The sequence below is a fragment of the Collinsella stercoris DSM 13279 genome, from assembly GCF_020735465.1.
Classification (GTDB): domain Bacteria; phylum Actinomycetota; class Coriobacteriia; order Coriobacteriales; family Coriobacteriaceae; genus Collinsella; species Collinsella stercoris.
On the sequence record NZ_CP085935.1, the window covers coordinates 398,644 to 412,631 of the forward strand.

The following is a 13,988-nucleotide window of genomic DNA, read 5'->3' on the forward strand; positions in this document are numbered from 1 at the left end:
GATAACCTGCGATTCCAACGACGCCGTCCGGGCGATTTGCGTCCGGGCGGCGCCGCTGCGTTGCGGGGACGCTCCACGGTTTGCACAAAAATACGCGCAGGCGGTCGCTTACTAGCGATAAACGGCGTGTTTTCACATCAAGATGCATAAACTGCGTTAGTAGTTGCATATTGACAGATGTTCAAAAAGCCCTGCTCAAGTCCGTAAGAATATACAGAAACGGTACAAGATTATTCAATTCTAGGTATGCTTTTATGCGTTTATACCAAGGTACCCATCTTGCCAGCAGCAGTATTCACCCATGTAAAACGCTTTATTCCGAAAAAGCACTGAGCTGCAGGGTTACAGGCAATATACCGTTCCCCACTCATTTTCGACCGTTTGGCGGTGCCGGGGATATGAGGGGCAAAATTGGATATAACGGTAAATGTTGAACGGAGCCCCGCGGATGGGGCTTAAAGCGGGACCGCGGCGTGCGCGCGTGCGGCCCAAAAAAGAAAGGTAGGAGGCAATGACGAAAGGCTTGCATGTCTCGAGCGAGATTGGGCAGCTTAAGAAGGTCTGCCTGCATCGTCCCGGCGAGGAGCTGCTGAATCTTCCGCCGTTCGAGCTGGAGCGTCTGCTCTTTGACGATGTCCCGTTCCTCGAGGTCGCTCAGGAGGAGCACGACACCTTTGCCCAGATCCTTCGCGACCAGGGCGTTGAGGTTCTGTATCTCGAGAAGCTCGTCGCCGAGGTCTTTGACGCGGTGCCCAGCGCTCGCGATGAGTTCCTCGATCAGTACATCGCCGAGGCCGGCATCAAGGGCCAGGAGATGCCCAAGGTCGTCCGCGAGAAGCTCGACTCCATCAAGGACAACCTCGAGTTCGTCCAGAAGACCATGGCCGGTCTGACCAAGGCCGAGGTCGAGCTGCCCCTGGTGAGCTCCACCACCCTCGACTCCCTGGTGAACACCGAGTCCGAGTCCGACCTCATCATCGACCCGATGCCGAACCTGTACTTCACCCGCGACCCGTTCGCGGTCATCGGCAACGGCGTGAACCTCAACCGCATGTACTCCGTCACCCGCAACCGCGAGACCCTGTACGGCAAGTACATCTTCAAGTATCACCCGGATTACAAGGACGTCTCCCTGTACTTCCGCCGCGACGCCGCGTTCCACACCGAGGGTGGCGACGTGCTCAACATCAACGAGCACACCCTGGCCGTGGGCATCTCCCAGCGCACCCAGGCTGCCGCCATCGACGTCATGGCCCAGAACATCTTCTGGAACAGCGATTCCAAGGTCGACCGCATCCTCGCCTTCGACATCCCCAACAACCGCGCCATGATGCACCTCGACACCGTGTTCACCCAGATCGACGTGGATAAGTTCACCATCCACCCGGCCATCATGGGCACCCTCAAGGTCTACGAGCTCACCCCTGGCGCCAACCCCGGCGACGTCAAGATCCGCGAGATCTGCGACACGCTCGAGCACATCCTCGAGGACGCCACCGGCGTCGACCAGATCAAGCTGATCAAGTGCGGCGGCGGCGACCCCATCGCGGCTGCTCGCGAGCAGTGGAACGACGGCTCCAACACGCTGGCCGTCGCCCCCGGCAAGATCTGCGTCTACGCTCGCAACACCGTCACCAACGACGTGCTCTACAAGGAGGGCCTCGACCTCCTCGTCGTGCCGTCCGCCGAGCTCTCCCGTGGCCGTGGCGGCCCGCGCTGCATGAGCATGCCCTTCTGGCGCGAGGACATTTAACTCGGCTTTCCCAGGCGCTCGACCTTGGTCTTCAATCGTCGGGCGCCGCACGCCAGGCGTGCGCCCTCCTCTTTCAGGCCAATCTCGGGCACCTGGAAAACCCGATGGCGTGGCAGAGCGGTGAGGGATTGCATGTTTGCGTTCCCGCTCACGTTTAAGAAGGTTCGTTCGAAAACGCGATCCGGGTTTGCTCGCCCGCGGGCGCGATTCCCGCGGGCGGCGTTTCGTTTTCTCTCCGACTGAAAGGAGCCCACATGGGCGTCAACCTCTCCGGCCGCAGCTTCCTGCGTCTGCTCGACTTCTCCACCGAGGAGATCGAGTACCTGCTCCAGCTTTCCAAGAACTTCAAGGACCTCAAGCGCACGGGCACCCCGCACAAGTATCTTGAGGGCAAGAACATCGTCCTGCTCTTCCAGAAGACCTCCACGCGCACCCGTTGCTCCTTCGAGGTCGGCGCCATGGACCTGGGCATGGGCGTGACCTACCTCGATCCCGGTTCGTCCCAGATGGGCAAGAAGGAGTCCATCGAGGACACCGCCCGCGTGCTCGGCCGTATGTATGACGGCATCGAGTTCCGCGGCTTCGACCAGGAGGACGTCGAGGAGCTCGCCGCCAAGTCCGGCGTTCCGGTGTGGAACGGCCTCACCGACCTGTGGCACCCCACCCAGATGCTCGCCGACATCCTGACCGTCCAGGAGAACTTCAACTACGACATCAAGGGCAAGACCCTCGTCTTCATGGGCGACGCCAAGAACAACGTCGCTCGCTCCCTCATGGTCGTGTGCGCCAAGCTCGGCATGAACTTCGTGGCCTGCGGCCCCAAGGAGTGCATGCCCACCGATGACGTTATCGACGCCTGCAAGCCCATCGCCGAGGCCAACGGCTGCACCATCACCCTCACCGAGGATCCCAAGGAGGCCTGCACCGGCGCTCACGTGATCTACACCGACGTGTGGGTTTCCATGGGCGAGCCCGACGAGGTCTGGACCGAGCGCATCAAGCAGCTCGAGCCCTACCGCGTCACCACCGAGCTCATGGCCATGGCCGATCCTTCCGCCATCTTCCTGCACTGCCTGCCGGCCTTCCACGACACCAACACCACCACCGGTGCCGAGATCGCCGAGAAGTTCGGCGTGACCGAGATGGAGGTCGAGGACGCCGTCTTCGAGGGTCCGCAGTCCAAGGTCTTTGACGAGGCCGAGAACCGCATGCACACCATCAAGGCGATCATGTACGCCACGCTCAAGTAGCATCCCTTTTCGCCGCGGGCGCCTCGCTGCGCGCCCGCGGCGTCGCTGTTCTTTGGCATTTACCCGCACGCGTGGGCGCGCACGGCACGGAAGGCCTGCGCCGGGCGGGTGCACAACACATATATAGAAGGGGGGATGAGAACCATGACCGAAACCGCGAAGAAAAAGCGTGGTATGCCTTCATCGTTCACAATTCTTCTTGCGTTGCTGCTTATCGTAGCCGTCATCACCGCAATCGTCGCCGGCGTGTCCGGTGGCGCGGTCACGGCTGCCAAGCCGAGTGACTTCTTCACCGCTCCCGTCAAGGGCTTTGCCGACGCATTGCCCGTCTGCCTCTTCGTGATGATCCTCGGCGGCTTCCTCGGCATGATGACCGAGACCGGCGCCCTGGATAACGGCATCGCCGTGCTCGTGAAGAAGCTCAAGGGCCGCGAGATCTGGATCATTCCTGTCCTCATGTTCATCTTCGCCCTGGGCGGCACCTCCTACGGCATGTGCGAGGAGACCGTTCCGTTCTACGCCCTGCTCGCCGCCACGATGATGGCCGCCGGCTTCGACCCGCTGGTCGGCGCCGCGACCGTCCTTCTGGGCGCCGGCTGCGGCTGCCTGGGCTCCACCGTCAACCCGTTCGCCGTCGGTGCCGCCGTTGACGCTCTGAGCTCCAAGGGCATCGAGGTCAACCAGACGATCATCATCGCCCTCGGCCTGATCCTCACGGTCGTCACCACCGCGATCTCCGCCGTCTTCGTGATGAACTATGCCAAGAAGGTCAAGGCCGACAAGGGCTCCACCTTCCTGTCCCTGCAGGAGCAGAAGGACGCCGAGGAGGCTCACGGCGCAGCTGCCGCCGAGGCCACCAAGGACGTCAAGCTCACCGGTCGCCAGAAGGCCGTCCTGTGGATCTTCGCCTTCACGTTCGTCGTCATGATCGTCGGTTTCATCCCGCTCGCCGACCTGAATGCCGACGTCGCCGGGTTCTTCGACAACGGCGTGTACGACGCCGACGGCAACGTCATCTCGCAGGCGTGGTCCGCGGTCATCACCGGCCTCCCCATTGGCCAGTGGTACTTCGATGAGGCTTCCACGTGGTTCTTCATCATGGCCATCGTCATCGGTATCGTAGGTGGCCTGTCCGAGAAGAAGATCGTCGACACCTTCATCTCCGGTGCCGCCGACATGATGTCCGTCGTGCTGATCATCGCCCTCGCCCGCGGTATCTCCGTGCTCATGGCCGCGACCGGTCTGGACATGTACGTGCTCGACGCCGCCGCCAACATGCTCTCCGGCGTCCCGAGCTTCATCTTCGCCCCCGTCGCCTTCCTGGTGTACTTCGGCCTGTCCTTCCTGATCCCGTCCACCTCCGGTATGGCCACCGTGTCCATGCCCATCATGGGCCCGCTGGCCGTCAAGCTCGGCTTCTCGCCTGAGGTCATGGTCATGATCTTCTCCGCCGCCATCGGTGTCGTGAACCTGTTCACGCCGACGTCCGGCGCCATCATGGGTGGCCTGTCGCTCGCCAAGATCGAGTGGACCACGTGGGTCAAGTTCGCGCTCAAGCTCATCGTGATCCTCACGCTTGTGAGCATGGTCATCACCACCGTCGCCTGCATGATCCTCTAGCGGTCACGTTCGCGACTGCCGCGCGGCGTTGCGGCTGACGTCAACGCCGCGCGGCAGTGAATCGTCGTCCTTCCGGATGAGCGCGCCGCGTCCATTCGGTTGCGACCTACCTTTCTGCCCCCTCCCGTTTCCGTGCGCGGGAGGGGGCGCTTTTTGTTTCGACCCCTTCGGTCGGGCAAGCCGACTCGGGGACGGGGCGTATCATCCGGCGCTCGGACAGTCCTGCTCACGACGGAGGCCCGTTAAGGGGCCTCCTGTTCGTGCGGAACTCGCGGCGGACGATACGCCCCGTCCCCGAGTCGGCTTGCCCGACCGGGTACTGCGGATAGCCCTCAGACGTAAAATGGGACTGCAGCGGAAGCGCGCGCTGTTGAGGCACCGTTGGTGGGGCGGTGCCAAGTCGTGGGCGGGAAGGAGAGCGGATGGATATTCCGGTCATCGGCGTCGAGGACTGGCTGAACGTGCACGAGATAGACGCCACCTGGGACATCGCCCAGTCGACCATCGCGTCGCTCACCATGGGCGAGCTGCGGGCGCTCGACGGGGAGGAGGGCGCCTCGTTTTACGAGATGCTCGATGCGCAGAAGATGAACTACGGATGGATCGAGGGCTCACCGGAGTTCAAATCTGAGGTCGCAAAGCTGTACGAACGCGAGGTCGATCCCAGGAACATCTTGCAGACGAACGGATGCACGGGCGCCAACCTCAATGCGCTCATGGCCGTGGTGCGCCCCGGCGACCATGTGATCGCCGAGTGGCCCACCTACGCGCCGCTCTACGAGATCCCGCGCACGCTCGGCGCAGAGGTCGAGTACTGGCAGATCCACGAGGAGCTCGGCTGGATGCCCAGCATCGACGAGCTTCGCGCGCTCGTGCGCCCCAATACGCGCCTGATTTGCATCAACAATGCGTCGAACCCGGTGGGCGCGGTGCTCGATGCCAAGATGCTCGAGCAGATCGCCGAGGTTGCGGCGAGTGTGGGCGCCTATGTGCTGTGCGATGAGGTGTACCTGCCGCTCGAGAACACCGACGATTTCAAGTCTATGGTCGACGTGTACGACCGCGCCATAGTGACCAACTCGGTCTCGAAGACCTATTCGGTGCCGGCGGCGCGCTGCGGATGGGTCATTGCCAACGACGAGGTGTCCGATGCGATTCGCACGTATCGCGACTACACGATGATCTGCGGCGGCGTGTTCAACGATGCGCTCGCCACGTACGTGCTGCGTCATCGCGACAAGATCCTGGAGCGAAACCGCGCGATCGTGTTCGGCAACCGCTCCATCGCGCAAGAGTGGATCGACGGGCAGTCGCGCGTGAGTTGGTTGGCCCCCAAGGGCGTGCCCACCTCGTTCATCCGTTTGGATATTTCCGAGGACGACGAGGCGTTTTGCCTGCGTCTGCTTGAGGAGCGCGGCGTGCTGCTCGTGCCCGGCAGTCGCTTTGAGCTGCCGTGCGGAGCGCGCTTGGGCTACTGCGCCCAACCCGATGTGCTCAAGCGGGGCCTTGAGCTGCTGGGCGAGGCCCTGGCGGAGTTCGACCGCTAGCTGTTAAGTGCCAAGACGTTGTTTACATCCGGATGGTGACAAATGGGGAGGGCTCCCGCATGCTGTGAGTTGTCTAGATTCATAGCGAAGGGGCCCTCCCATGGAGCAACATCCTAACGCAAGGCTCACCCCGAGGGGGCGGGAGACCCTGGTCTCCCGCATAGAGTCCGGCATCGGCGTCGCCGAGGCCGCCCGCCAGATGGGCGTCAGCCGCCAGACCGCGAGCAAATGGCTCGCCCGCGCGCGCCGCGGCGAGCCGATGGCGGACCGGAGCAGCAGGCCGCGCAGGCTCGCGAGGTCCACCCCGCGCGACGTCGAGGACCGTGTCTGCGAGGCGCGCTCCTCGATGCTGCTCGCCCCGCTCGGGCTGGCCGCCGCGACGGGCGTGCCCGCCCGCACCTGCGCCAGGATCGTGGCGAGGCGCGGGATGCCCAGGCTCGCCGACGTCGACCGCGTGACCGGCGAGGCCCGGCGGCGCGGCCCCGTCACCCCCGTGCGGTACGAGCGCGAGAGGCCCGGGGAGCTGGTCCACGTCGACGTCAAGAAGGTCGCCCGCATCCCCGACGGGGGCGGCTGGCGCGCGCTCGGGCGGGGTAACGACCGCTCGAGGGGGCACTCGGGGGCGGGGTCGTCCTGCCTGCACGTCGCGGTCGACGACTTCAGCCGCGTCGCCTACGCCGGGCTGCTCCCCGACGAGCGGAAGGGCACCTGCGCGGCGTTCATGCGGCGGGCCCTGCGCTTCTACGCGGGCCTCGGCCTGACGGTCGAGCGCGTCATGACCGACAACGGCCCGGGCTACCGCAGCGGCGAGTTCAACGAGCTGCTCGCCGCCGCCGGCGCCCGGCACGTCTACACGAGGCCCTACAGCCCGTGGCAGAACGGCAAGGTGGAGCGGTTGCCCCCTCAAGGTCGTTTGCGTGAAAAGTTCGCGTCCGCACCAGATGCGCGCCGTCCTCGGATAGACTATCTGGGTACCGCCGTGAACAACGCAAGGAGCCGCCGCATGCGCCAGGGTTTCGATAACGAGAAGTACATCGCCAGCCAGGCCGAGCACATCAAGGAGCGCATCGCCCAGTTCGGCGGCAAGCTCTACCTCGAGTTCGGCGGCAAGCTCTTCGACGATTACCATGCGAGCCGCGTACTTCCCGGCTTTGAGCCCGACAGCAAGTTCCGCATGCTCAAGAGCCTGGCGGACGACGTCGAGATCATCATCGCGATCAACGCCAACCACATCGAGAAGAACAAGGCCCGCGGCGACCTCGGCATCACCTATGACGAGGACGTGCTGCGCCTGGCGGACATCTTCCGCTCCAACGGCTTTTTGGTCGGCGCCGTGGTGCTCACCCAGTACTCCGGCCAGCCGGCGGCAGATCAGTTCCGCCGTCGCCTCTCGATGCTCGGCATCACGTGCAAGCTGCACTATCCCATCGAGGACTATCCGCACGACATCGACCTCATCGTGAGCGAGGACGGCTACGGCAAGAACGAGTTCGTCGAGACCACGCGCCCGCTCGTCGTGGTGACGGCGCCGGGCCCGGGCTCGGGCAAGCTCGCCACCTGCCTGTCGCAGCTCTACCATGAGCATAGGCGCGGCGTGGCGGCCGGCTACGCCAAGTTCGAGACCTTCCCCGTGTGGAACCTGCCGCTCAACCACCCGGTGAACATCGCCTACGAGGCCGCCACGGTCGACCTCGACGACGCCAACATCATCGATCCCTTCCACCTCGAGGCGCACGGCGTCACCACGGTGAACTACAACCGCGACGTCGAGGCGTTCCCCGTGGTCAAGGCCCTCATGGAGAAGATCCTGGGCGAGAGCCCCTATATGAGCCCCACCGACATGGGCGTCAACATGGTGGGCTACGCCATCTGCGACGACGAGGCGTGCCGCGAGGCGGCCAACATGGAGATCGTCCGCCGCTACTTCACCGCCGCCGTCAACGTCAAGCGCACGGGCTGCGGCTCGGAGCAGGTGGACAAGCTCAAGGCCATCATGCAGAAGGTCGGCGTCAACAAGGACCTGTCCCCGGCCCGCTCCGCGGCGCTGCTCAAGGAGGAGACCACCGGTTCTCCCGCTGGCGCCATGGTGCTGCCCGACGGCTCGGTCGTCACGGGCAAGACCTCCACGCGCCTGGGCGCGGCGAGCTCGCTCATGATGAACGCGCTCAAGGCCGTCACCGGCGTGGACATGGAGCTCGAGGTCATCTCGAACGACGCCATCGAGCCCATCAGCCGCCTCAAGACGAGCCAGCTCGGCAGCGTGAACCCGCGCCTGCACCCGGACGAGACGCTCATCGCGCTCTCCATCACCTCCGCCACGAGCGAGGTGGCCGCCCACGTGCTCGCCGGCCTGCCCCTCCTGCGCGGTTGCGACGCGTTCTTCTCGGTGATCATCTCCAGCTCCGATGAGGCGCTGTTCAAGAAGCTCGGCATCAACGTCTGCTGCGAGCCCAAGTTCGAGCGCAGCGGGTACTATCACCGCTAGGTATGACCGAGCTGGAGCGGTGCTGCCGGGAGTACCTGGGGCACCTGTCGGTGGAACGCAACCTCTCGCCCTACACGGTCGCGGCGTATCGGCGTGACCTTGAGGCCTACCGCGCATTCTTGGCGGAGCGCGGGGTGACGGGTCCGGACAGCGTGACCCGCCGCGATGTCGAGGATTTTGTCGCGCATCGCCGCGAGACGGGGGCGGCCGACGCGTCGGTCAACCGCGCGCTGTCCGCCGTCAAGGGCCTCCATCGCTTCCTCGTGCGCGAGGGTATCTCCACGACGTACCCGACTTCCGCCATCCGCACGCCCAAGGCGGCCAAGCACCTGCCCGATGTCATATCGATAGACCAGGCGTGCGCCCTGCTCGACCAGCCGTTTCCCGCAACGGCGGCGGGCGCGCGCGACCACGCGGCCCTCGAGGTCCTGTACGGTTGCGGCCTGCGCGTGAGTGAGCTCACGGGGCTCGACGTGCGCGACCTTCATCTCGATGAGGAGTTCCTGCTCGTGATGGGCAAGGGCTCGAAGGAGCGCTTGGCGCCCATAACCGGCTCGGCGCTGCGGGCCCTCGAAGCGTACCTCACGCTCGGCGCGCGCGATGAGCTCATGGGGCATGCGCGCGCCGCGGGTGTGAGCCCGGCGGTCTTTCTCAATGCACGGGGGACGCGCCTTTCCCGTCAAAGCGTCCATGCCATATGCGAGCGCTACGGCCGCATGGTGGGCATCGAGGGCCTGCATCCGCACACGCTGCGGCACTCGTTCGCCACGCACATGCTCGCGGGCGGCGCCGACCTGCGCGTATTGCAGGAGATCCTTGGGCATGCGGATATCGCCACCACGCAAATCTACACGCATGTGGACCAAACGCAGCTGCGCGAGGTCTATCTCGCGGCGCACCCGCGCGCATAGCCGCCGCGCATCGTCGCTCCGCTCGACCACCCGAGCTGCACGTATTACTTTCATGGGGCGGCCCGTTCGCGCGCGTCGTTCGGGCACCCATGTCGTGACCGGTCATCACCGGACCCCGCCGTGCTCCTTCGCCCTGTCCCTGGCTGCCCCGTGGGGTATCCGCGCGCAAGCCCTCGCGTGGTGTCCGGGTGCTTTAGGGGTGGGAGCCCCACCCATAGCTCGCCCACAAGTCGGGCACAAATCAAAAATCGGTTCAACCTCAACTAGAAGGTTTAAGCTGCGGGAACGGTTCCGACCCGTGGTGGCCACGTATGGGCAAAACACAACATCTTGTGTGGGCACAAACGCCTGTTCGAGCTGATTGCGGGGGAGGCCTGAGCGCCCGGGGGAGCTGTGGGGGAGAAAGTGGGAAAAAGTGTTGCGAAAGGGGGGAGCCCCCCATAGAATGAAAAGCGTCGACGGCGGGGTGGCTCCCGCACATGCCCACGAGTAAGCCTAAGGGGGTGCGCGCCAGTGTATTTCAACGGGACCTACGATCGAAATCTCGATGCAAAGGGTCGTTTGTCACTGCCGCCCGCCTTTAAAAAGCAGCTCGAGGGCCTTGTGCGCGTCCTTCCCGCTCCTGAGAAGGAAGTCGACGCCCTGTACGTGTTCACCGAGGACACGTTCAAGGTCTGGGTTGACTCTGTGTTTGAGGCGAAAGGCGGGTTCGATCCCACCAATCGCTCCCATCGCATGGTCAAGGAGGCTCTGTACGGTGCGGCAACCACACTTGAAATAGACTCTGCCGCCCGCATCAGCCTTCCCGAGCACGACCGCAAGAAGGCTCATCTGGATCGCGAGGTCACGGTTGTCGGTGGCGACGACCGCCTGGTGATCTGGGATCGCGAGACCTATGCGGCACGTCAGGCCGAGACCGAGGACATCCTCGCGGACTTCTTCGATTAAGGGAGACGCCCCCATGGACACGAACGAGGGAGCAGGTACGTTGACACCTGAATATCGGCATGAACCTGTCATGCTCCAAGAAGTGCTCGAGCAGCTTCAGCTCTCCGCGGGATCCGTCGCGTGCGACTGCACGCTCGGCGGTGCGGGCCATTCCGTCAGGATGGCCGCCCAGGTTGGGACCGAGGGGCTGTTGCTGGGAATCGACCAGGACGACATGGCGCTCGAGGCGGCGGGGAAGCGGCTTGACGCCGAGGCTCCGGGAACGCCGCATAAGCTCCTCAAGGGCAACTTTGGGGACTTGGACGAGCTCTTGTGCTCGGCGCAGGTGCCGGGCGTGGATGGATTCCTCTTCGACCTGGGCGTCTCGAGCCCCCAACTCGATATCCCTGGTAGGGGTTTCTCGTACAACGAGGACGCCCCACTCGACATGCGTATGGATCCGGGAACCAACACCTTAAACGCAGCTGAGGTCTTGAACACCTATACCGAAGCCGACCTCGCCCGGATTCTCCGCATCTACGGAGAGGAGAAGTTCGCCCGCCAGATCGCGCGCGAGATCGTGCGCAGAAGGCAGGTGGCTCCTCTTGCCACCACGGGAGATTTCGTCGATGTCATCAAGGCCGGCATTCCGGCCGCCGCGCGCCGGCACGGGGGTCATCCCGCCAAGCGCAGCTTCCAGGCCATCCGCATCGAGGTCAACCATGAGCTCGATGTCCTCGAGCGCGGGCTCGAGGCGGCGGTGCGCTGGCTCAACCCGTCCGGGCGCGTGTGCGTGATCTCGTACCACTCGCTTGAGGACCGCATCGTCAAGCGCCTGTTCCAGGAGCTCTCGCAGGGGTGCACCTGCCCGCCGGATATCCCGGTGTGCGTGTGCGGCAACGTGCCGATAGTCAAGGTCACCACCCGCAAACCACTGGTTGCCACGGCCGAGGAGGTCGCGCGCAACCCACGAGCGCGATCGGCCAAGATCCGCTGCGCCGAACGCCTCTAGTCGTTTGGTGCCCGCGAATCCGCCCCGCGCCATTTGTTTCGCTTTCTACTTTTCCGGGACGGAGGGTCGCATATCATGGGTTACCACACCTCAAATGCAGCATATGCCTATGATATGCGGCCCCAAACCCATGCCGGCTACGCTCCGGCCCCGACTCCGGCGGAGAACGCGCGCCCGCGCCTCGACGTCGTTGCGGGCGCCGGCCGCGAGGCGAGCCAGGACGTAAGCCCCCAGTTCACGCATTGCGTCAAGGTCTTCGCGGTGCTCGCGGTGCTGTTCGTGGCCCTGGGCCTGTTCCGCGTGACCCTCGCCGGCCTCACCACGTCGACGCTCAACAGCGCGGCGACGCTGTCCAACGAACTTACCGAAGAGCAGGAGCAGAGCTCCGACCTCGAGGTCATGCGCGCCGTCTACGGCTCCTCCACGCGCATTCGCGACCTTGCGGAGGGCTATGGCATGGTGGCCGCCGAGAGCGGCGTCACCCTCGACTTCACCGAGTACACCGATTCGTCCGTCAGCGCCGATGCGGGTGCGTCGCCCGCGCTCGGCGAGTAGGCGGCAGGGCGGCTGCGCATGTCGTCTGATAGGAACGGAAATCGCGGTTTTGACCGCAGGGGAGGCGCGCGCGGCGACGTGCGTCGCGGCCGTTACGCGGGCCGCGAGGACGCCTCGACGCGCGTCGGCTCGGACCGTCGCGCGGGCGCTGACCGCATGGCTCCCGGTGCCCGAGACCCTCGCTCGCGCGGGGGCCGCACCTCGGGCGAGCGCCGTCGCGTCCAGACCGACTGGCTGCATTCCGACCTCGCCAACGAGCCCATTTCGCGCCACGGGTTCCTCATGGCGGGCCTGGGCCTCGCCGGCCTCGCCATCACCGCGCGCCTCGCCGATTTCCAGCTGGTGAACGCAGACCGGTACCAGGCCGAGGCAGATGCCCGCAGGCTCACCAGCCAGGTGCTCTACGCCAAGCGCGGCACGATCTACGATCGCAACGGCACCGTGCTCGCCTCGAGCGTCGAGTGCAAGAACGTCTACGTCAATCCGCAGCTCATCGAGAAGAAGCAGCGCAAAAAGGCGATCAAGGCCCTCGTCGAGGTGTTGGACGTGGAGGAGGATTTCGTCTCCGACCTGATCGACCAGGACACCACGTTCGCGTATGTCAAGCGCCAGGTCGACGAGGCGGACGCCGAGATCCTGGAAAAGAAAAACATCACGGGCATCGAGTTCGAGCCCGCCATCAAACGCGTGTATCCCAACGGGGCGCTCGCCTCGCAGGTGCTGGGCATCGTCAACGTGGACAACGTGGGCGTGTCCGGCCTGGAAAAGCAATACGACGAGATCCTCACGGGCGTCAACGGGTCGTTGGCGCGCGAGCGTGCGCTCGACGGCTCGTTCATCGCCGGCGGAGCGTACAAAAAGGTGCCGGCGCAGGACGGCATGGACATCGTGCTGGGCCTCGACGCCAACATCCAGCGCGTCGCGGAGGACGCCCTGGCCGAGGTCGTCGAGCGGGTGGGGGCCAAGAACGGCTCGGTCATGGTGAGCGACCCCACCACGGGCGAGATCATCTGCTGCTGCTCGTATCCCACCTTCGACCCCACGGACCTCGCCTCCGCCTCCAGCGCGGACCTCAACCTGCGCATGGTGACCGACGTTTACGAGCCGGGCTCCGTGTTCAAGTCGTTCGTGGCGGCCGCCGCCATCGAGCACGAGGGCATGACGCCCGACACCGAGTTCTCGGTGCCCGCGGTGGTCCAGGTGGGCGACGACCAGGTGCGCGACGCCGACAAGCGCGATTACGGCATGACCATGACGCTGCGGGAGATGATGCGCCGCTCCTCGAACACGGGCTTTGTGCTCGTGGGGCAACAGGTGGGGGCCGACGACTTCGACGCCCACGTGATCGGCGATTTTGGGTTCGGCGCGTCCACGGGAATCGATTTTCCGGGCGAGTCGCTCGGCATCATCAAGGACCGCGACGAGTACGACGGCGCGACGCTGGGATCCATGTCCTTTGGCCAGGCGCTCGCGGTGGAGCCCGTGCAGATGGTCCGCGCCATGAGCGCCATCGCCAACAAGGGCGTCATGACCACGCCGCATTTTCTCAAGACCCGTGCCGGCCAGGAGGTCGATTGGACGGACGGCGAGACGCGCGTGGTGTCGGAGGAGACCGCGCGCGCCGTGGCGGACATGATGCGCACCGTGGTGGATGAGGGCACGGGCAAGCTCGCGCAGGTCGTCGGCTATGAGGTCTCGGGCAAGACCGGCACGGCGGAGCGCGCGGCGGAGGGCCAGAACGGCTATCTGGAGGATAACTACATGTCCTCGTTCATGGGCTTCGTCTCGACGAGCGACCCGCGCGCCATGTGCTATATCACGCTCGACGGCACGGCGGCGGGCTCCGATGCGGCGACGCCCGTGTTCAGGACGATCATGGAGACGGCCCTGCCGGCGCTGGGCATCAAGCCCACGCGGTAGGGTTCACA

The 13,988-nt window shown here is 64.9% G+C and carries 10 protein-coding genes and 1 pseudogene; all 11 read left to right on the forward strand.

Going from position 1 to position 13,988, the window contains the following annotated elements:
• Positions 1 to 511 precede the first annotated feature (511 nt).
• Positions 512 to 1,753 (forward strand): arginine deiminase, encoded by a 1,242-nt coding sequence (arcA, locus tag LK434_RS01715; protein WP_006721609.1) that lies wholly within the window; start codon positions 512 to 514, stop codon positions 1,751 to 1,753.
• A gap of 254 nt (positions 1,754 to 2,007) precedes the next feature.
• Complete coding sequence (gene argF, locus LK434_RS01720) at positions 2,008 to 3,003, forward strand: ornithine carbamoyltransferase (protein ID WP_006721607.1); 996 nt, start codon at positions 2,008 to 2,010, stop codon at positions 3,001 to 3,003.
• Positions 3,004 to 3,138: 135 nt separating this feature from the next.
• Entirely contained in the window at positions 3,139 to 4,623 is a 1,485-nt protein-coding gene (locus tag LK434_RS01725; RefSeq protein ID WP_006721606.1) for a YfcC family protein, read from the forward strand.
• Between the two features lie 422 nt (positions 4,624 to 5,045).
• On the forward strand, positions 5,046 to 6,170 hold the full coding sequence (locus tag LK434_RS01730) for an aminotransferase (protein ID WP_006721605.1): 1,125 nt from the start codon (positions 5,046 to 5,048) through the stop codon (positions 6,168 to 6,170).
• 100 nt (positions 6,171 to 6,270) lie between these two features.
• Positions 6,271 to 7,029: pseudogene (locus LK434_RS01735) on the forward strand (DDE-type integrase/transposase/recombinase); the annotation flags it as partial.
• Between the two features lie 144 nt (positions 7,030 to 7,173).
• A complete protein-coding gene (locus LK434_RS01740) occupies positions 7,174 to 8,655 on the forward strand; it encodes a DUF1846 domain-containing protein (protein ID WP_040361620.1) in 1,482 nt (493 codons plus the stop codon).
• A gap of 2 nt (positions 8,656 to 8,657) precedes the next feature.
• Positions 8,658 to 9,566, forward strand: coding sequence for a site-specific tyrosine recombinase (locus LK434_RS01745; protein ID WP_006721602.1), 909 nt, complete (start codon positions 8,658 to 8,660; stop codon positions 9,564 to 9,566).
• A gap of 513 nt (positions 9,567 to 10,079) precedes the next feature.
• Complete coding sequence (locus tag LK434_RS01750; protein ID WP_006721601.1) at positions 10,080 to 10,514, forward strand: division/cell wall cluster transcriptional repressor MraZ; 435 nt, start codon at positions 10,080 to 10,082, stop codon at positions 10,512 to 10,514.
• A gap of 13 nt (positions 10,515 to 10,527) precedes the next feature.
• Positions 10,528 to 11,505: a 16S rRNA (cytosine(1402)-N(4))-methyltransferase RsmH gene (rsmH, locus tag LK434_RS01755; protein WP_083784235.1), complete on the forward strand. Its 978-nt coding sequence runs from the start codon at positions 10,528 to 10,530 to the stop codon at positions 11,503 to 11,505.
• Positions 11,506 to 11,580: 75 nt separating this feature from the next.
• Positions 11,581 to 12,060 carry an FtsB/FtsL family cell division protein gene (locus LK434_RS01760; RefSeq protein WP_040361364.1) on the forward strand — a complete coding sequence of 160 codons (480 nt, stop codon included), beginning with the start codon at positions 11,581 to 11,583 and terminating at the stop codon, positions 12,058 to 12,060.
• Between the two features lie 18 nt (positions 12,061 to 12,078).
• Positions 12,079 to 13,980, forward strand: a complete 1,902-nt coding sequence (locus LK434_RS01765) for a peptidoglycan D,D-transpeptidase FtsI family protein (RefSeq protein ID WP_317134233.1) — start codon at positions 12,079 to 12,081, stop codon at positions 13,978 to 13,980.
• Positions 13,981 to 13,988: the final 8 nt, after the last annotated feature.